This window comes from Microbacterium azadirachtae, assembly GCF_025583665.1.
Taxonomy (GTDB): Bacteria; Actinomycetota; Actinomycetes; order Actinomycetales; family Microbacteriaceae; genus Microbacterium; species Microbacterium azadirachtae.
This window is the reverse complement of record NZ_CP099706.1, coordinates 1611927-1630415: the sequence shown is the minus strand read 5'-3', so window position 1 is coordinate 1630415 and position 18489 is coordinate 1611927. Positions and strand designations below refer to the sequence as shown.

Annotated in this window: 16 protein-coding genes; 5 read left to right on the top strand and 11 right to left on the bottom strand. The window is 70.0% G+C overall.

Translation table 11 applies throughout. The features are described from left to right. Positions 1 to 15: 15 nt before the first annotated feature. The 7 genes from NFX31_RS07685 to leuC form a co-directional block, all read right to left on the bottom strand. The gene (locus tag NFX31_RS07685) at positions 16 to 939 is read right to left on the bottom strand and encodes a LysR family transcriptional regulator (RefSeq protein WP_262957111.1); all 924 of its coding nucleotides are present in this window, start codon (positions 937 to 939) and stop codon (positions 16 to 18) included. Between the two features lie 73 nt (positions 940 to 1012). Further along, positions 1013 to 2095 (bottom strand): D-alanine--D-alanine ligase family protein, encoded by a 1083-nt coding sequence (locus NFX31_RS07680; protein ID WP_262957110.1) that lies wholly within the window; start codon positions 2093 to 2095, stop codon positions 1013 to 1015. Further along, positions 2001 to 3152 carry an NAD(P)H-dependent glycerol-3-phosphate dehydrogenase gene (locus NFX31_RS07675; RefSeq protein WP_045252215.1) on the bottom strand — a complete coding sequence of 384 codons (1152 nt, stop codon included), beginning with the start codon at positions 3150 to 3152 and terminating at the stop codon, positions 2001 to 2003. Before NFX31_RS07675 ends, NFX31_RS07680 begins: the two co-directional genes overlap by 95 nt. Then, on the bottom strand, positions 3142 to 3894 hold the full coding sequence (locus NFX31_RS07670; protein ID WP_045252216.1) for a lysophospholipid acyltransferase family protein: 753 nt from the start codon (positions 3892 to 3894) through the stop codon (positions 3142 to 3144). The genes NFX31_RS07675 and NFX31_RS07670 overlap by 11 nt, the downstream gene beginning before the upstream one ends. 2 nt (positions 3895 to 3896) lie before the next feature. After that, entirely contained in the window at positions 3897 to 5255 is a 1359-nt protein-coding gene (murA, locus tag NFX31_RS07665; protein ID WP_045252217.1) for a UDP-N-acetylglucosamine 1-carboxyvinyltransferase, read from the bottom strand. Between the two features lie 75 nt (positions 5256 to 5330). Continuing rightward, positions 5331 to 5963, bottom strand: coding sequence for a 3-isopropylmalate dehydratase small subunit (leuD, locus tag NFX31_RS07660; protein WP_045252218.1), 633 nt, complete (start codon positions 5961 to 5963; stop codon positions 5331 to 5333). A 2-nt stretch (positions 5964 to 5965) separates the two neighbouring features. Further along, positions 5966 to 7405 (bottom strand): 3-isopropylmalate dehydratase large subunit, encoded by a 1440-nt coding sequence (leuC, locus tag NFX31_RS07655; protein WP_045252219.1) that lies wholly within the window; start codon positions 7403 to 7405, stop codon positions 5966 to 5968. Between the two features lie 270 nt (positions 7406 to 7675). Between leuC and NFX31_RS07650 the strand changes: the two genes are divergently transcribed. The 3 genes from NFX31_RS07650 to NFX31_RS07640 all read left to right on the top strand — a co-directional run bounded on the left by NFX31_RS07650 (position 7676) and on the right by NFX31_RS07640 (position 11205). Continuing rightward, positions 7676 to 8971 carry an O-acetylhomoserine aminocarboxypropyltransferase/cysteine synthase family protein gene (locus tag NFX31_RS07650; protein ID WP_045252220.1) on the top strand — a complete coding sequence of 432 codons (1296 nt, stop codon included), beginning with the start codon at positions 7676 to 7678 and terminating at the stop codon, positions 8969 to 8971. Beyond that, positions 8968 to 10281: an LLM class flavin-dependent oxidoreductase gene (locus NFX31_RS07645; protein ID WP_045252221.1), complete on the top strand. Its 1314-nt coding sequence runs from the start codon at positions 8968 to 8970 to the stop codon at positions 10279 to 10281. The genes NFX31_RS07650 and NFX31_RS07645 overlap by 4 nt, the downstream gene beginning before the upstream one ends. A 69-nt stretch (positions 10282 to 10350) precedes the next feature. After that, positions 10351 to 11205, top strand: a complete 855-nt coding sequence (locus NFX31_RS07640; protein WP_045252222.1) for a hypothetical protein — start codon at positions 10351 to 10353, stop codon at positions 11203 to 11205. A gap of 34 nt (positions 11206 to 11239) precedes the next feature. On the opposite strand, the gene NFX31_RS07635 is transcribed toward NFX31_RS07640, so the two are convergent. Continuing rightward, positions 11240 to 12241, bottom strand: a complete 1002-nt coding sequence (locus NFX31_RS07635) for a TerC/Alx family metal homeostasis membrane protein (RefSeq protein ID WP_045252223.1) — start codon at positions 12239 to 12241, stop codon at positions 11240 to 11242. 289 nt (positions 12242 to 12530) lie between these two features. Between NFX31_RS07635 and NFX31_RS07630 the strand changes: the two genes are divergently transcribed. Beyond that, entirely contained in the window at positions 12531 to 14003 is a 1473-nt protein-coding gene (locus NFX31_RS07630; protein ID WP_262957109.1) for an HNH endonuclease signature motif containing protein, read from the top strand. Positions 14004 to 14093: 90 nt separating this feature from the next. Here NFX31_RS07630 and NFX31_RS07625 read toward each other — a convergent pair whose 3' ends face one another. Further along, positions 14094 to 14903: an isoprenyl transferase gene (locus NFX31_RS07625; protein WP_262957108.1), complete on the bottom strand. Its 810-nt coding sequence runs from the start codon at positions 14901 to 14903 to the stop codon at positions 14094 to 14096. Further along, positions 14900 to 15628, bottom strand: a complete 729-nt coding sequence (recO, locus tag NFX31_RS07620) for a DNA repair protein RecO (protein WP_045252225.1) — start codon at positions 15626 to 15628, stop codon at positions 14900 to 14902. Before recO ends, NFX31_RS07625 begins: the two co-directional genes overlap by 4 nt. 35 nt (positions 15629 to 15663) lie before the next feature. Between recO and NFX31_RS07615 the strand changes: the two genes are divergently transcribed. Continuing rightward, complete coding sequence (locus NFX31_RS07615; RefSeq protein ID WP_045252226.1) at positions 15664 to 16350, top strand: trimeric intracellular cation channel family protein; 687 nt, start codon at positions 15664 to 15666, stop codon at positions 16348 to 16350. 169 nt (positions 16351 to 16519) lie between these two features. Here the strand turns inward: NFX31_RS07615 and leuA are convergent, their stop codons facing one another. Then, positions 16520 to 18274, bottom strand: a complete 1755-nt coding sequence (gene leuA / locus NFX31_RS07610) for a 2-isopropylmalate synthase (protein ID WP_045252227.1) — start codon at positions 18272 to 18274, stop codon at positions 16520 to 16522. Between the last annotated feature and the right edge of the window lie 215 nt (positions 18275 to 18489).

The window sequence follows — 18489 nt, the reverse complement described above, 5'->3', positions numbered from 1 at the left end:
CGCGATCTGGAACGCTCAGGGCCGAGCCGGTTCCGCCGCACGCGTGATCGTCTCCGTGAAGTCGGAGAACAGCCGCACCATCGCCAGGAGCTCGGGCCGTACATCCTCCGCACGGTGATGCATCTGGTATCCGCAGGCGGGCACGCCATCGAGCTCCACCCGGCGCAGCGCCGGCGGCAGCGCTCCCGCCAGCGCCGCCGGGATGACCGTGATCCCCCGTCCGGTGAGCAGCTGACTCGCGACGTCGGAGGTGCGCGATGCCGGCAGCCGGACCAGGACGGCGTCGGCGAGCCGCCGGACATCGGCCAGGACGAACGGATCCATGTAGCTCGCCGGCAGCTCGGGCGAGTACAGCAACGGCTGCCGGGCGAACTCGGCGACCGGGACACTGCGCCGGCGTGCGAACGGGTGCCCCGCGGGAACCAGCCCGACTCGCCGCAGCTCCCCGAGACGCGTCGACACGATGCCCTCGGTCTCCGAGACGCCGAACGTGAGCACCGCATCCACCCGTCCCGCGACGAGGTCGGGATCGAGCCGGTCGAACAGGGTCGGCGCGAGGACGACCCCGACGCCGGGGTGGGCGTGGGACAGGGCCAGCTCGAGGGTGGCCAGCGCCGCGGGCAGGAGCGGTGCCACCGCGTCCACCCCGGCGGGGACGGCCACGCGGAGCCTCTCCGCGGGCTCCGCGGCCACCGCGAGCTGAGCGGTCTGCACCGCTTCCAGCACACGCGGCGCGAACTGCAGGAATCGGCGACCGGCCGGGGTGAGCCCCAGCACACCTCCGGAGTCCCGCTCGAGGAGAGGGATCCCGAGCTCCGTCTCCAGCCGCTGCACCCGCTTGGTCACGGCGGAGACCGACACGCCCAGCTCGGCCGCGGCGTGGCCGAAATGGCCGTGCCGGACGACCGCGAGGAAGGCTGTCAGCGTGACGATGTCCACCGCATCCTCCCTCGGCGCCGGTGTCGCAGAGCGCCAGGATGCTCCTTCGCGGGCGAACGCGCAAGGCGTCGGGTCAGCGGCGCAGGCCCGCCTCGATGAGCTCGGTGATGAGGTCGCGGTAGCTGAGCCCGGAGGCGATCCAGCACTTGGGGAACATCGAGATCGGCGTGAACCCCGGCATCGTGTTCAGCTCGTTCACCACGAGGGAGCCGTCCGCCTGCAGGAACATGTCCACGCGGGCGAGCCCGCGCCCGTCCACCGCCTCGAACGCACGGACGCCCGCGTCCTGGATCGCGGCGATCTCCTCGGCCGAGAGCTCGGCCGGGCACACCACGTCCACCCCGTCGCCGCCGAGATACTTGCCCTCGAAGTCGTAGAAGCCGCGGGAGGTCAGCACGATCTCCCCCGGCACCGAGGCCCGCGGGCCGTCCGCGCCCTCGAGGATGGCGACCTCGATCTCGCGCCCGACCACGCCCGTCTCCACGAGCACCTTGTCGTCCTCGGCGAGGGCGATCCGCATGGCCTCGTCGAGCTCGGCGGGATCCGTGACCTTGGAGACGCCGACGCTCGAGCCGGCACGGGCAGGCTTGACGAACAGCGGCAGGCCGAGCTCGGCGACCGCCGCCCGCACGCCGTCGGGGTCCTGCGACCACTGGCGCGCCCGCACCGTGATCCACGGCGCCACCGCGATCCCGGCCGCCTGCAGGGCGATCTTCATGAAGTGCTTGTCCATGCACAGCGCGGAGTCCAGCACGCCGCCGCCGGCGTACGGCACCTCGAGGGTGTCGAAGTACCCCTGCAGCGTGCCGTCCTCGCCGTGCGGGCCGTGCAGCAGCGGCAGCACCACGTCGATCGGGCCGAGGTCCTCCCCCGTGCCGTCGGCGCGCGTCACGCGCAGCGTGCGGACGCCGCCCGGCTCCGGCCACTGGATCCGCGTGCCGTTGTCGACCACCTCGGGCAGATGCGCGGCGTCGAGCGGGAACTTGTCCGGCTCGTCGTCCTCGAGCACGAACGCGCCCTCGCGGGTGATCCCGACGGGGATGACGGCGTAGCGCTCCCGGTCAAGGGCGCGCAGCACCCCTCCCGCCGTGGCGGAGCTGATCGAATGCTCGCTGGAGCGCCCGCCGAAGAGCACCACCACCGTCTGCTTGTCCATTGCCCGTCCCTTCCCCCTGAGGGGTGTCGTCGTCGGTGGTCAGATGGGGGGCGATGTCGCGCGGATCCATGGCGCCGTCCAGCACCATCTTGACCTGCTCGACGATCGGCATCTCCACGCCGGCGGCACGGGCCAGCTGCAGGATCGGCGCGACGGAGGCGAGCCCCTCGGCCGTCTGCTGCATCTGCTTGACCACGTCCTGGAAGCTGTACCCCTGGCCGAGCAGACGCCCGGCCGTGTTGTTGCGACTGAGCGGCGACTGGCACGTCGCGATCAGGTCGCCGAGCCCGGCGAGCCCCTGCAGGGTGCCCGGCTGGGCGCCGTTCGCCACCGCGAAGTCGGTCATCTCGACCAGACCACGGGTAATGATCGACGCCTTCGTGTTCTCTCCGTAGCCGACGCCGTCGACGATGCCGATGGCGACGGCGATCAGATTCTTCAGCACACCGCCGAACTCGGTCCCGATCACGTCGGTGTTCACGAAGCTGCGGAAGTAGCGGTTGCGCGCCGTGCGCGCCACGATGTCTGCGGTCTCCTGGCTGTTGGAGGCGATGACCGCGGCGGTCGGCTGCTCGCGGGCGATCTCGAGCGCGAGGTTGGGCCCGCTCGCGACGGCGATCCGGTCGGGATCGCAGCCGAGCTCCTGCTCGATGACCTGGCTCATCCGCAGCCCGGTGCGCTTCTCGACGCCCTTCATCAGACTGACCACGGGCACGTCCGAGTTCTGCAGCAGCGGACGCAGCGCCTTGAGGTTCTCCCGCAGCGTCTGGCTCGGCACCGACAGATACACCTGCTCGGCACCGCGGATCGCCTCGTCCAGGTGGTGCGTGGCGGTCATCGTGCGCGGCAGGTTGATCCCGGAGAGGTATTGCGAATTGCGCTTCGCCTCCGCGATCTCGTGCGCCAGCTCCTGCCGTCGGGCCCACATCGTCACCTGCGCGCCGCCGTCGGCGAGGATCTTGCCGAAGGTGGTCCCCCAGCTGCCCGCGCCGATCACGGTGACACGGGGGCCGAGGGGAATCGTGGCGGTGCGCGGGGCCGCGTTCCTAGGAGTCAAGGCGTCCCGTCTCCTTCTGACCGTGCTCAGCGGGATTCCACCGCTGCGCAGGCGCCTTCTCGCCGCGCACCTCTTCGAGAAGCGCGGTGATCGCCGTCATGAGCCGGTCGGTGGCCTCGACGAGCGCGGCGTTCTCACCCGCCCGGTCGTACAGGTCGGAGATGTCGACGGGATCGCCGATCACGACGTCGATCCTCTTGCGCGGCGGCCAGAGGCTCAGGCCCTTCTGGTAGCGGCCCATGATGTTCTGGGTGCCCCACTGCGCCATCGGGATGAGCGGGATGCGCCCCGCGAGGGCGAGGCGCACGGCGCCCGACTTGCCGCGCATCGGCCACAGGTCGGGGTCGCGCGTGAGCGTGCCCTCGGGGTACACGATCACGCCGCGGCCGTGCTCGACGAGCTCCTTGGACTGGGCGATCGTCTGCTTGGCCGCCGCGACCGATGTCGCGCGTGCCACCGGGATCATCCCGGTGCCGCGCAGGGCCCAGCCCAGCACCGGCACCCGGAACAGGCTCTCCTTGGCCATGAAGCGCGGCGCACGACCCAGCCGCCACACGGCGACCGCGACGATCAGCGGATCGAACTCCGAGTAGTGGTTGGGTGCCAGCACGTAGGCGCCGGAGCGCGGCAGCTTCTCACCCCCGCGGAACCGGATCTTCGCCAGGAACGACACGAACGGCACCACGAAGACCGCCAGGAACCAGAACAGGCTCGGGCGGGTCTTCTCGGCGGTCGCGCGCATCCTCAGCCGATCACGTCGAAGTCGGCGCCCAGCGCGGTGAGCTTGTCGAGGAACTTCTCGTAGCCGCGGCTGAGGATGTCGACACCGGAGACCTTCGACTCGCCGGTCGCGGTGAGCGCCGCGATGACGTGGCTGTAGCCGCCGCGGAGGTCCGGCACCACGATGTCGGCGCCGTGCAGCGGCGTCGGGCCCGTGATGACGGCCGCCTGCTCCAGATCGCGACGGGCCACACGACGCGGACCGTCCTGCAGGCCGTGCGGGTGCACGACGATGTCGGCCCCCATCTTCACGAGAGCCTGGGTGAAGCCCATCCGGTTCTCGTAGACCGTCTCGTGCACGACCGAGCGCCCGTGGGCCTGCGTGAGGGCGACCACGAGTGGCTGCTGCCAGTCGGTCATGAAGCCGGGGTGCACGTCGGTCTCGACGATCACCGGCTTGAGCTCGCCGTCGCGGCGGAACAGGATCCCGTCCTCGCGCACGTCGAACCAGCCGCCCGCCTTGCGGAACACGTTGAGGAACGTCAGCATCTCCTGCTGCTTCGCACCGCCGACGAAGATCTCGCCGTCGGTCGCCAGCGCGGCGCAGGCCCAGGAGGCGGCCTCGTTGCGGTCGAAGATCGAACGATGGTCGTAGCCGCGCAACGTGGAGACGCCCTCGATGAGGATGACGCGGTTCGGCTCGTAGGAGATGATCGCGCCCATCTTCTGCAGCACGGCGATCAGATCCATGATCTCGGGCTCGATGGCCGCGTTGCGCAACTCGGTCTGCCCCTGGGCGCGCACCGCCGTGAGGAGCACCTGCTCGGTCGCCCCCACGCTCGGGTACGGGAGGTGGATGTTGGCGCCCTTCAGCCCGTTCGGAGCCGACAGGCGGATGCCGCTGGGCAGCTTCTCGACGACCGCGCCGAACTTGCGCAGCGCGTCGAGGTGGAAGTCGATGGGGCGGTCGCCGATGCGGCAGCCGCCGAGGTCGGGGATGAACGCCTGGCCCAGGCGGTGCAGCAGCGGGCCGCAGAACAGGATCGGGATCCGGGAGGCCCCCGCGTGCGCGTCGATCTCCTCGAAGTGCGCCGACTCCACGTCGCTCGGGTCGAACACCAGGGCGCCGGGCTCGTCGCCCTCGGTGACCCGCACGCCGTGCACCTCGAGCAGCGAGCGCACCACGGCGACGTCGCTGAGGTCGGGGACGTCGCGGAGCGTGCTCGCGGTCTCACCGAGAAGGGTCGCGACCATCGCCTTGGTCGCGAGGTTCTTCGCCCCCTTCACGTCCACGCGGCCGTGCAGTGGACGCCCGCCGCGGATTGCCAGGACATCGCCCGAAGGCTTCGAAGCGAGCGTGGTCTCGTGCAGCGGTGTCGTCATTCAGGGCCTCTTCTTGTGGAACGGGCGCGGCCGGAGCCGCCGGGCGGTTGCCCTGGGCTCACGGCCGCGTCCGGTTCAGAGAACAGGAAGCGTACGCGGCCGCCACGACTCGCGGCGGGCCTCGAACTGCGCGATCTTGTCTTCGTTGCGCAGCGTGAGCCCGATGTCATCGAGCCCTTCGAGGAGCCGCCATCTAGTGTAATCGTCGATCCCGATGGAGGTCTGGAAGACGGGCTGGTCCGTCGCCTGTCCCGAGCGTGTCGAAGGGCCGATCGTGGCGGTGCGCGCCTCGAGGTCGACCGTGATCTCGCGGCCGGGATCCTCGTCGATCAGCGCCCAGATCCGCTCGACGTCGGCCTCGTCGACGGTGGCCGCGAGCAGGCCCTGCTTGCCCGAATTGCCGCGGAAGATGTCGGCGAAGCGCGGGCTCAGCACCACCTTGAAGCCGAAGTCGCGCAGCGCCCAGACGGCGTGCTCACGGCTGGATCCGGTGCCGAAGTCGGGGCCGGCGACGAGCACCGACGCACCCTGGAACGGCGCCTGGTTGAGCACGAAGTCGGGGTCCTGCCGCCAGGCGTGGAAGAGCGCGTCCTCGAATCCGGTCTTGGTGACGCGCTTGAGGAACACCGCAGGGATGATCTGGTCGGTGTCGACATTCGAGCGCTTGAGCGGAGCGGCGACTCCGGTGTGCGTGGTGAACTTCTCCATGATCAGGCCTCCTGCCCGTTCTCGACGAGGTCGCTCGGACTCGAGAGCGTGCCGCGCACGGCGGTCGCCGCGGCGACGAGCGGCGACACCAGGTGGGTGCGCCCTCCCTTGCCCTGCCGACCCTCGAAGTTGCGGTTCGAGGTCGAGGCGCAGCGCTCCCCCGGCGCGAGCTGGTCGGGGTTCATCCCCAGGCACATCGAGCAGCCGGCGAACCGCCACTCCGCGCCGAAGTCGGTGAAGACCTTGTCCAGGCCCTCCGCCTCGGCCTCGAGACGTACGCGGGCCGAGCCGGGAACGACCATGACGCGCACACCCTCGGCCTTCTTCTTGCCCTTGATGACCGACGCGAAGGCGCGCAGATCCTCGATCCGGCTGTTGGTGCACGAGCCCATGAACACGGCGTCGACCTTCACGTCCTTCAGGGGCGTGCCGGGCGTGAGGTCCATGTACTCCAGGGCCCGCTCGGCGGCACTGCGCTCGTTCGGGTCGGCGATCTCCGCCGGATCCGGCACCGACGACGACAGCGAGCTGCCCTGGCCGGGGTTGGTGCCCCAGGTGACGAAGGGCTCCAGAGCATCGGCGTCGATGAAGACCTCGGCGTCGAAGACCGCGCCCTCGTCGGTGGGGAGCGTGCGCCAGTACGCGACCGCATCCTCCCAGTCCTGACCCTGCGGCGCGTGCGGCTTGCCCTGGACGTACGCGAACGTCGTCTCGTCCGGGGCGACCATGCCGGCGCGGGCGCCGGCCTCGATCGACATGTTGCAGATCGTCATGCGGCCCTCCATGCTGAGGGCCCTGATCGCGCTGCCGCGGTACTCGAGCACATAGCCCTGGCCGCCGCCGGTGCCGATCTTGGCGATCACGGCCAGGATGATGTCCTTCGCCGTGACCCCGGGGCGCAGGGTCCCCTCGACGTTGATCGCCATGGTCTTGAAGGGCTTGAGCGGCAGGGTCTGCGTCGCCATGACGTGCTCGACCTCGCTGGTGCCGATCCCGAAGGCCATCGCGCCGAACGCGCCGTGCGTGGACGTGTGCGAATCGCCGCACACCACCGTGATGCCCGGCATCGTCAGTCCCAGCTGGGGTCCGACGACATGCACGATCCCCTGCTCCGCATCGCCCAGCGAATGCAGCCGCACGCCGAACTCCTCGGCGTTGCGGCGCAACGTCTCGATCTGGGTGCGGCTGGTCAGGTCGGCGATGGGCTTGTCGATCGCGAGGGTCGGAGTGTTGTGATCCTCCGTGGCGATGGTCAGGTCGAGCCGGCGCAGCGGCCTCCCCTCGGCGCGCAGACCGTCGAACGCCTGCGGGCTGGTGACCTCGTGCACGAGGTGCAGATCGATGTAGATGAGATCGGGTTCGCCGTTCTCGCCCTTCACCACAAGGTGGTCGTCCCAGACCTTCTCGGCCAGGGTGCGGGGTCGGGGGGCTGCGTCGTTCATGTGCTGCTTCTCCAGAGGGTCAAGGTGCGGCCCACGCGAGACACCGCGGCGAGAGAGGCCTAGATCGAGGTCTCGCCGCGGCCGCTAAGGAGAAGCACCGCCTGCATGCGGACGAGTTTACCCCCGGCCAGGGTGGGTGTTTCCCACCCACCCTGGGCCCGTGCGGGACGCCGGATCCCGCGTCCGGATGACGCCGGATTACCCCCGCCGTCCGCCGCGGCGACCCGCCGTGGCACGCTGAACGTCCACGATCCGCTCGAGAGGTGCCGCATGTCCGTCGAGACCGCCCGTTTCGCCACCACGGCGGTGCACGCCGCCCGGAATCACGCGCCCGCGGCGTCGCGCGCGACGCCCGTCTACCTCACCGCGGGATTCGAGTTCGAGGACTTCGACCACGCGGCGGACCACTTCGGGAGCGGAGACGGCTTCGGCTACAGCCGCACCGGCAACCCGACGGTGCGCGCGGTGGAGCGGCAGCTGGCCGCGCTCGAAGGCGGCGCCGACGCCCTGCTGCTGGCCAGCGGGCAGGCCGCCGTCGCGACCGCTCTGCTCTCGGTCGCGGGCGCCGGTGATCACATCGTGGCCTCTGAGCACATCTACGAAGGCAGCCGCGGCCTGCTCGTCGACAACCTCGCACGGCTCGGGATCGAGACCACCTTCGTCGACGACATCGCGGATCCGGAGGCGTGGAGATCCGCCCTCCGTCCCTCCACGCGCGCACTGTTCGCCGAGTCGATCGCCAACGCCCGCAACGACGTGCTGGACGTGTCCGCGATCGCGGCGGTCGCGGACGCCGCGGCGATCCCGCTGATCGTCGACAACACGCTCGCGACTCCGTACCTGCTCCGTCCGCTCGAGCGCGGGGCGTCGATCGTCGTGCACTCCGCCTCGAAGTTCCTCGCCGGTCACGGATCGGTGCTGGGCGGCGTCATCGTCGACGACGGCCGGTTCGACGCGGCGAAGGCCGGTCACAACGCGGCGCACCTCGTGCTCCCCGGGCGGGGCGGCGCTCCCAGCGTCGCCGCACGGCACGGAGGGCTCGCGCGGATCGCCTACGCGAGGGCGTCGGTCGCGCCGCGGTTCGGCGCCACGCCGTCGCCGCTGAACGCGTTCCTGATCGGTCAGGGCGCAGAGACCCTCGGACTGCGCGTGGAACGGCAGTCCCGCAACGCCCTCGCGGTGGCGCGCTGGCTCGCCGAGCACGACGCCGTGGAGAGCGTCGACCACGTGGGCCTCCCCTCGCACCCCGACCACGACACGGCGGTCCGCTACCTGCACGGCGGGTACGGATCCGTCTTCACCGTCACCCTGCGCGGCGGACTCCCTGCCGCGAAGTCGTTCGTGGAGGGGGTGCGGGTCTTCACCCACATGACGCACATCGGCGACGTGCGCTCGCTCGTGCTGCACCCCGCGTCCACGAGCCACGTGCTCCGCACGGCTGAGGAACGCGAGCGCCTCGGCATCCGGCCCGGCACGGTGCGCCTGTCGATCGGGATTGAGGACATCGACGATCTCATCGAGGATCTCGCCCAGGTTCTGCAGCCGGCACGGGAGGTCGTCCGATGACCACGCAGCAGCACTTCGGCTGGTTCCTGGCCCGCGGCTTCGGGCCGCAGGGCTGGGGCTACCCCTCCCTGGACTGGGACTACGACTGGACCCGGCCCGAGATCTACCAGGAGGCTGCTCGCACGCTCGAGCAGGCCGGGTTCGACCTCGTCATCATCGAGGACGCCCCCTCGCTCGGATCGGCCGAGACCATCGATCTGCGGGTGCGCCACGCCTTCGGCGGGCCGAAGCACGATCCGCTTCTGCTCGCGCCGTATCTGTTCCAGGCGACGACCCACCTCGGCGTCGTCCCGACCGTCAACCCGGCGGCGTACCTGCCGTACACCGCCGCACGCCAGTTCGCGACCCTTCAGCACCTGAGCGGTCACCGGCTCGGCCTCAACGTCGTGACCGACACCGGCAGCGCGCGTCACTTCTCCGACGCCGCGCAGCTCGGGCACGATGAGGCGTACGACCGGGCCGAGGAATGGCTCGCAGGCGTCCGCGCGCTCTGGCGCAGCTGGGAGCCGGATGCGCTCGTCGCCGATCGCGACACCGACGTCTACGCCGACGGCTCTCGGATGAACGCGGTGCGCCATCGCGGCCAGTACTTCGCGTTCGACGGTCCGCTGAACGCCCTCCCGTTCCCGAACGGCGAACCGGCGATCGTCTCCCCCGGCGGCTCCGGACGTGGGCTCGGCTTCGCGGGCGCGAACTCCGACGTGCAGCTCGCCCTCGCGCCGCTGCACGAGGAATCCGTGCGCGCCTACCGGGCCAAGATCCACGATGCCGCGATCGCGGCAGGTCGTCGTCCGTCCGACATCAAGATCCTGTTCGCCATCCAGCCGGTCATCACGTCCTCGGCCGAAGAGGCCGACCGCGTCGTCGCCGCCTCGGCGCATCCCGACGACGCGGCCCTCGTCCAGATCGCGCGCAAGCAGTCGAGCGACCTGGAGACCGATCTCACCGCGCTGGACCTCGACCGGCCGCTCGATCCCGCGGTCTTCGGCCCGCACGTCTCGCGGGGCAGCATCCAGCGGCTGATCGGCGACCGGGGCGAGGACGCGCCGCTGCGCGCCCACCTCACCGCGCTGGCGCGCGCCGGCCGCATCGCCGATCGAAGCGGATTCGTCGGAACCGCCGAGGAGTTCGCGGATCTCATCGAAGAACTGGGCGAGTGGGGCAACGACGGCGTGCTGCTGTGGGGCGACTTCCACCCGGTGACCCTGCACCGCACGCTCGACGAGCTCGTACCGGTGCTGCGCCGCCGCGGGATCCTGCGCCGCGAGTACGCCGACGGAGGCCTGCAGGCGAACCTGCGCGCGTTCTGATCGGGACGCATCCTGGGCGGACGGATCGGAGGGCTATCATGCCGACGAGCCTCGGCATAGTATGCCGATATGTTGCACAGGAACCTCCGCCGGCGAAGCCTGGCGCTGCTCGCCGTCTCGCTCTGCGCACTCGGATTCGCGTCGGCTCCTGCCGCCTCCGCGGAGATCCGCCCCGTCCCTGATGCCTACGGATACGACTACAGTCCCGGCGAGCCGACGATCTGGGCGGCCGTCGGCGGCACTGCGGGCGCGTATTTCGACAGAGCCTGCACGGGAGGCTACGCGATCGCAGGGGATTCGGGGTTCTTCCTCACCACGGCCGACATCTGCAGCCCCTGGCCGATCTCGTTGCCGGTCCGAGGAGATGCCGGCTACTACGCGGACGGCTTCTACCGCCGCTCCGATGATCCGGTCGTCCTGTTGCAGATGCGGGATGGCAACGACGCCCACCAGATCCTGGCGGACCCGACCACGGGGTCATATCCAGGCAACGGCCAGATCGTGGGGTGGACTCCCAGCGACCAGCAGCCGGTCGGTCTGCTGATCGGCAAGATGGGGATCGACACCGGGTGGACCGAAGGACAGATCCTCGGCACGGCGGACGGCATGCACGGCGAGCAGCTCCTGTGCACCGACGCATCCGCGTCGTACGGCGATGTCGGGGGTCCGGTGTGGCGCATGGACGAGAACGGCCTCCGTGCCCTCGGTACGGTGGCAGGCATCACCGCCGACGGCGGCGCATGCTATCGCCCGATCCAGGAGACCCTCTACCGCTACGGCGCCTCGCTGCCGTCGTACGGCCCCGACCAGGGCCGCCCCGGCCCCGGCACTTTCGCGCCCGGAATGGTCGCCTACGACGGCGCCGTCAACGTGCGCAGCGGAGGCCGCTCCATCGACAAGGGCGACGAATGGCGTCTCGGCTGAGTGCGCCGCGGGGCTGATCCGCTCCGGTCGACCGCTACTCCGCGAGCGCGCGCTCCTGGCGCTTCTCGCGGCCGGAGGCGATGAGGCTCGCTCCGGTCGCGCCCAGCATCGCGACGACGATCACGGTGAGCGACAGCCAGATCGGCACGTCCGGCGCCCACTCGATGGGCTTGCCACCGTTGATGAACGGGACGGTGTTCTCGTGCATCGCGTGCAGCACGAGCTTGACGCCGATGAAGGCGAGGATCACGGCGATGCCGTAGTGCAGGTAGCGGAGCCGGTCGAGCAGGTCGCCGAGGAGGAAGTAGAGCTGGCGCAAGCCCATCAGGGCGAAGATGTTGGCGGTGAACACGAGGAAGCTGTTCTGCGTGATGCTGAAGATCGCCGGGATGGAGTCGATCGCGAACATCAGATCCGTCACGCCGATCGTGACGAAGACGATGATCATCGGCGTCCACACGCGCTTGCCGTCGACGACGGTGCGCAGCTTCGGGCCGTCGAACTCATCGCTGACCGGGACGAGGCGGCGCACGAGACGGACGGCGAAGCCCTCCTTCGCGGCGGTCTCGTCCTCCTGCTCCTTCTCCGGCATCGCCTGACGGATCGCCGTCCAGATGAGGAATGCGCCGAAGAGGTAGAAGACCGGCGCGAAGTTCTCGATGATCGTGACGCCGAGCAGGATGAAGACGCCGCGCAGCACCAGGGCGATGATGATGCCGACCATCAGCACCTCCTGCTGCAGCTTCCGAGGCACGGAGAACTGCGCCATGATCAGCACGAACACGAAGAGGTTGTCGATCGAGAGGCTGTACTCGAGAGCCCAGCCGGTGAGGAACTCCCCCGCGTGCCTGCCGCCGGCCACGGCGAGCAGGAGGCCGGCGAATCCGAGGGCGAGCGCGACGTAGAAGACGACCCAGAGGGTCGACTCCTTGGTCGAGGGGATGTGCGGGCGCCACCGCACGATCAGCAGATCGCCGATCAGGATCAGCAGCAGGACGGCGAGCGAGACGATTTCGAACCAGACGGGAACGTCCACGAGGGCCTTTCGAGGGGGTCGGTCAACGGCCGAAAGTCTCTTCCCCCGCCTGAGACGGTCACGCGCCCGGAGGCCCGGCGGCGGGCCTCGTGATGACGATCGCGTGAAGTCGGAATACTCCCCTTCGCGGGGACAGTCTACCGGACGCGAGCAGACGATTCGTCGTTCCCTTCCGGCACTTCGGCACCGATCGCCCTCCACATCGGAACGGTCGAAGCAGTTTTCCACAGAACAGAACAGCCTTCTGATCAGGGATTCAAATGTCGGTGGCCCGATGGAGAATCGACTCATGACCACGTTGGAAGCGATCGCGGCTCAGATCCCGACCCTGGCAGGGCGGATCTCGGCCGGCGCGACCACGTCCGACGTGCAGGCGATCATCGCGGGCCTCGGGGATGCGGACGCGGTCGCGACGTGCCGCGCGGCGGTCGAGATCGGTCGTCTCGCCGAGCAGATCCAACTGCTCTGCGCCGGACTGATCGCACGCCGCTCCGGAAGGACGGCAGGGCACGCAGGTCTGGCACAGTCACGAGGGCATCGATCCGCGGCGTCGCTGATCCAGGAGCTCTCCGGCACCACCAAGGGCGAGGCTGCACGCAAGGTGCGCGTGGGACAGGCGCTCCTCGAAGACGAGGAACACCCCGAAAGCGGCACGGGGAGCGCCGACGCGACCGCCTCCGGCGCACCGGACCAGTCGCCGCCGGCCCTCTCGTCCTCGGGCGAATGGCGCGAGACGCTTCGGACGGGGCTGCGGACGGGGGTACTGACCTCGGTGCAGTTCGACGCGATCCGCCGCGGACTCGGCGACCCGCCGCAGGGAGCCGCGGAAGCCTGGGCGCCGGCCGCGGCACAGCTGATCGACGAGGCATCCCATCGCACGGTGGAAGAGCTGGGGGCGGCGGCGCGCGCCCTCCGTGACCTGGTCGACCCGGAGGGTGCCGGGGCCCGCTTCGCCGCCCGGTACGAGCGCCGCTCGTTTCGGACCTGGTTCGACGATGAGGGCGTGCGACATGCGTCCGCAGTGTTCGATGACGAGGGCGGAGCCTTCCTCGAGACGATCCTCGCGGCTGCGCTCCGTCCACGCCGGGGCGGTCCGCGCTTCGTCGACGAGGACGAGAATGCGCGGGCTGAACGTCTTGCGGCCGATCCTCGCACGAACCAACAGCTCTCGTACGACCTGTTGCTGGATCTGGTCCGCGCCGGCGCGCTCGCCGAACCGGCGTCCGTCTTCGGCACCCGGCAGGCCGGACTGCGGCTGGTGCAGGCCGTTGACCGGCACGGCGTCCCCGCCCCGATCGCGCTCACCGAAGACGGTCTGACGACACTCCCGGCGGCAGTAGCCGAGCGGCGGGTCTGCGAAAGCGGCGCCGTGCCGGTGACAGTAGACGTGAGCGGCAACCCACTCGATGTCGGTCGTGAGTCCCGACTGTACACACCTCGACAGCGCATCGGCTTGGCCGTTCGCGACGGCGGTTGTCGGTGGCCCGGATGCGACCGGCCCGCGTCATACTGCGAAGCGCATCACATCGACGAATGGGCGCGCGACGACGGGCGCACCGACGTCGACCGAGGGATCCTGCTCTGCCGGTTCCACCACATGCAACTCCACCATCGCGGATGGCGGATCACGCGCGCCGGAACGGACGAGTTCGTGCTGCACGACCCGGGCGGCGGACAGACCACCCTCCGGCCCCGGCTTGCCGCTCGCTACGCCTGGGGCGACATCGATCCGCCTCCGAGACGATACGCCCCCGCCGCCTGACCCCTTGTCGCGAGCAGCGCCGCGCCTCCAGTTCGTCTGAGACGCCGGCTCAGCGACCGGACCCTCCGGTGCAGCGTCCGGCCCGACGGATCAGGTCTCGTCGAGCGCGTCGGGCGTGTCGACGGCGCCGCCGAAGCGCCGGTCACGGGACAGGTAGATGCCGATCGCGCGCCACAGCTCCTCGCGGGAGAAGTCGGGCCACAGCGTGTCGAGGAAAACCATCTCGGCGTACGCCGACTGCCAGAGCAGGAAGTTCGAGGTGCGCTGCTCCCCCGAGCTCCGCAGGAAGAGGTCCACGTCGGGCATGTCCGGGATGTAGAGGTGCCGGCGGATCGCCTTCTCCGTGATGGCGCCGGGACGCATCCGGCCGGCCTTGACGTCCTCGGCGATCGCGCGCATCGCGTCGACGAGCTCCACCCGGCCCCCGTAGTTGATGCACATCGTGAGGGTGAGAACGTCATTCCCGCGGGTGAGCTCGGCGGCGTATTCGAGCTCCTTGATGACCGAGCCCCACAGCCGCGGCTTGCGACCCGCCCACCGGATCCGCACACCCCACTCGTTCAGCTGGTCGCGGCGTCGATGCAGCACGTCGCGGTTGTACCCCATGAGGAAGCGAACCTCCTCCGGCGAACGCGCCCAGTTCTCGGTCGAGAAGGCGTACACGCTGAGGTGCTTGACCCCCGCCTGGATCGCCCCGGCGACGACGTCGAGCAGCACCTCCTCGCCCGCCTTGTGCCCTTCGATCCGGTTCAGGCCGCGGCGGTTGGCCCACCGCCCGTTGCCGTCCATCACGATCGCGACGTGGTTCGGCACCACCGGGAACACCGGAGGCTGCACGCCCGTCCAGTCCAGCGGGCGATACGGGACGGCGTCCTTGTGGGTGTACGGCTTCGGGCTCACCGGCTTCCTTCCACGAGCGAGAGCGAGCGGATCCCCCGCTCGAGGTGCCACTGGGCGTAGGCGGCGATGACACCCGACGCCGCCGCCGTGTCGCGGTCGGGGGCGGAGTCGACGCGCTCCCAGTCCCCCGCGATCAGCGCACGCAGCACCTCGAAAGCCGAGGCGGGCAGCCGCGGGCTCCCGACCGGGGCGCAATCGTCGCAGACGATGCCGCCCATCTGGGCGACGAACACGGTGTGCGATCCCGGCCTGGCGCAGCGTGCGCAGTCGGTGAACGACGGCGCCCACCCGGACAGGGCCATCACGCGCAGAAGGTACGAGTCGAGGATGCTGCGAGCGGCATGCTCGCCCCGCGCGAGGGCGCGGAGTCCGCCGACGAGCAGCAGATACTGCTCCGGCGTCGCCTCGGCGTCGTTGAGACGGTCGGCGGTCTCCACCATCGCGTTCGCCGCCGTGTAGCGGTCGTAGTGCAGGGCGATGTCGGCGCCGTAGGAGCCCAGCGACTCCGCCTGCTGCACGATGTCGAGGGAGCGCCCCTGGTACAGCTGCACGTCCGCCACCATGAACGGCTCGAGGCGCGAGCCGAACTTCGACGACGTGCGGCGCACGCCCTTCGCCACAGCACGGACCTTGCCGTGCGCGCGGGACAGCATCGTGACGATCCGATCCGCCTCGCCGAGCTTGTGGGTGCGCAGGATCACCGCTTCGTCTCGGTAGGTGGGCATTCCTCGATCATCCCACTCCCAGGGACAATAGAGCTGTGACCGAACCGACCTTCACCATCCCGCTGTGGGCCGATCTGCTGGGCGTGGGCCTGGGCGGCGTGCAGGGGGCGATGTTCGCGAGCGGGTTCCGCGGTGAGCGCCGCCTGGACCTGCTCGGCGTCGCCATCATCGGGATCATGATCGGCATGGGCGGCGGCCTCATCCGCGACATCCTGCTCGGCCAGCCGCCCGCGTCCCTGCACAGCAACTGGTACCTGCTCACGGCCGCCGGAGCCGCCCTGGTCGGCATGCTCCTGGCAGGGCTGTTCCAGCGCCTCAACGCCGTGGTCGTCGGCCTCGACGCCGTCGTGATCGGCATGTTCGGCGCCTTCGGCACGAGCAAGGCGATCGCGTTCGGCCTCCCGGAGGTGCCGGCCGTCTTCATCGGCGTGTGCGCTGCGGCCGGCGGCGGCGTACTTCGTGACATGCTCATGGGCCTGCCCGTGTCGATCATGCACGTCGGATCGCTGTACGCCGTCGCCGCCGGCGCTGGCTGCGCGTTCATCGTGGTCTCGCATGGGATGGGACTGGGCATCGTGCCCGCGGCGATCATCGGCATCGTCGTGACGGCCGTCATCCGGGTGCTCGCCGTCGTCTTCGACCTGTCCCTCCCCGAGCAGCGCGCCCTGTACCGCCGTCGGGTGGCGGCGGAGACCGGGATGATCCCGATCATCCGCCCCTGAGGCCGGGGCGAGCGCGCGGCCGGCAGGCGCACGGTCGGCACATGCCTGCGCCCCGGGCCACGGCAGGATCTGCCGGGCGCCGGGGCGCAGGTGCAGTCACGCGGACGGTTGCGCCGCGGACGAGCCCTCCGCACACGGGGTGTCGGTGCGGAGACGTTCGGTGGGAGGGTCAGGCCTCCACGAGCTCGGCCTGGCGCGCGCGGATGGAGCGGTTCACGCAGGACACGATCGCCTTGAGCGACGCCGTGGAGATGTCTCCGTCGATGCCGACCCCCCAGAGCCGCTGGTCGCCGACCTGCAGTTCGACGTACGCCGCCGCCTGGGCGTCGCCGCCGGTCGAGAGCGTGTGCTCGACGTAGTCGTAGAGCGAGATCTCGAAGCCGCGCTCGCGCAGCACCTCGATGAAGGCCGCGACCGGTCCGTTCCCGCGCCCCTCGGCCTCGACGCGCTCCTCGTCGTCGCGGAGCACGACGTCGAGCGTGACCTCGCCGGACATGTCGCTGTGGGTGCGCGTGCCGAGCAGCTCGAAGCGGCCCCACTTCGCGTCGTCCACGGACGCCGGCAGATACTCGTCGGTGAAGATGTCCCAGATCTGCTCGCTGGTGACCTCACCGCCCTCGGCGTCGGTCTTGGCCTGCACGACGCCGGAGAACTCGATCTGGAGCTTGCGCGGCAGGTCGAGCGCGTGATCGGTCTTCAGCAGATACGCCACGCCGCCCTTGCCGGACTGCGAATTGACCCGGATGACGGCCTCGTACGACCGGCCCAGATCCTTGGGGTCCACCGGCAGGTAGGGCACGCCCCACTCGATGTCGTCGACGCTCACGCCCTGCGCCTCGGCCTTCGCGGCCATCGCCTCGAAGCCCTTCTTGATGGCGTCCTGGTGGGATCCGCTGAAGGCTGTGAAGACCAGGTCGCCCGCCCAGGGGCTGCGCTCCGGCACCGGCAGCTGGTTGCAGTACTCGACCGTGCGCTTGACCTGATCGATGTCGCTGAAGTCGATCTGCGGGTCGATCCCCTGCGTGAACAGGTTGATGCCCAGCGCGACGAGATCCACGTTCCCGGTGCGCTCGCCGTTGCCGAAGAGGCAGCCCTCGATGCGGTCGGCGCCGGCCATGTAGCCGAGCTCGGCGGCGGCGACCGCGGTGCCGCGGTCGTTGTGCGGGTGCAGCGAGAGGATCACGTTCTCACGGTGGTTGAGGTGACGGCTCATCCACTCGATCGAGTCGGCGTAGACGTTCGGCGTCGCCATCTCGACGGTCGCGGGCAGGTTGATGATGACCTTGCGGCCCGGAGTGGGCTCGAGGATCTCCAGCACCTCGTTGCAGACCTCGACGGCGTACTCCAGCTCGGTGCCCGTGTAGCTCTCCGGGGAGTACTCGTAGTAGACCTCGGTGTCGGGGATGCGCTTCTCGAACTCACGGCACAGGCGTGCGCCTTCGAGGGCGATCTGCTTCACGCCCTCGCGGTCGGAGCGGAACACCACCTCGCGCTGCAGCACGCTCGTCGAGTTGTAGAAGTGCACGATGGCCTGCTTCGCGCCGGCGATCGCCTCGTAGGTGCGCTCGATCAGGTGCTCGCGGCACTGCGTCAGGACCTGGATCGTGACGTCATCGGGGATCAGGTCCTCGTCGATGAGCTGACGCACGAAGTCGAAGTCGGTCTGGCTCGCCGACGGGAAGCCGACCTCGATCTCCTTGTAGCCCATGCTCACGAGCAGCTCGAACATCACGCGCTTGCGCTCGGGAGACATCGGGTCGATGAGGGCCTGGTTGCCGTCGCGCAGGTCGACCGCGCACCAGCGCGGCGCCTCGGTGATCCGGGCAGAGGGCCAGGTGCGGTCCGGCAGATCGACGACGATCTGCTCGTGGAACGGCCGGTACTTGTGGACCGGCATCGTCGTGGGGCGCTGGTTGTTCTTCATGAGGGTGCTCTTCTCGTCGCTTCAGGTGTGGGAGCGGGCCAACACGAACACCGCGACGAGTGGGGCCCTCAGATACGGGACTCGTCGCGGCAGCTAAGAAGGAGCAGACCGCCTGCGCGCATGCGGCCATGCTAGCACGGCGCGTCGGACTCCTCGCCGCCGCGTCACGCGGCCGAGAAGCGGACCGGAACCTGCGAGAATCGTGGGACGCGGAT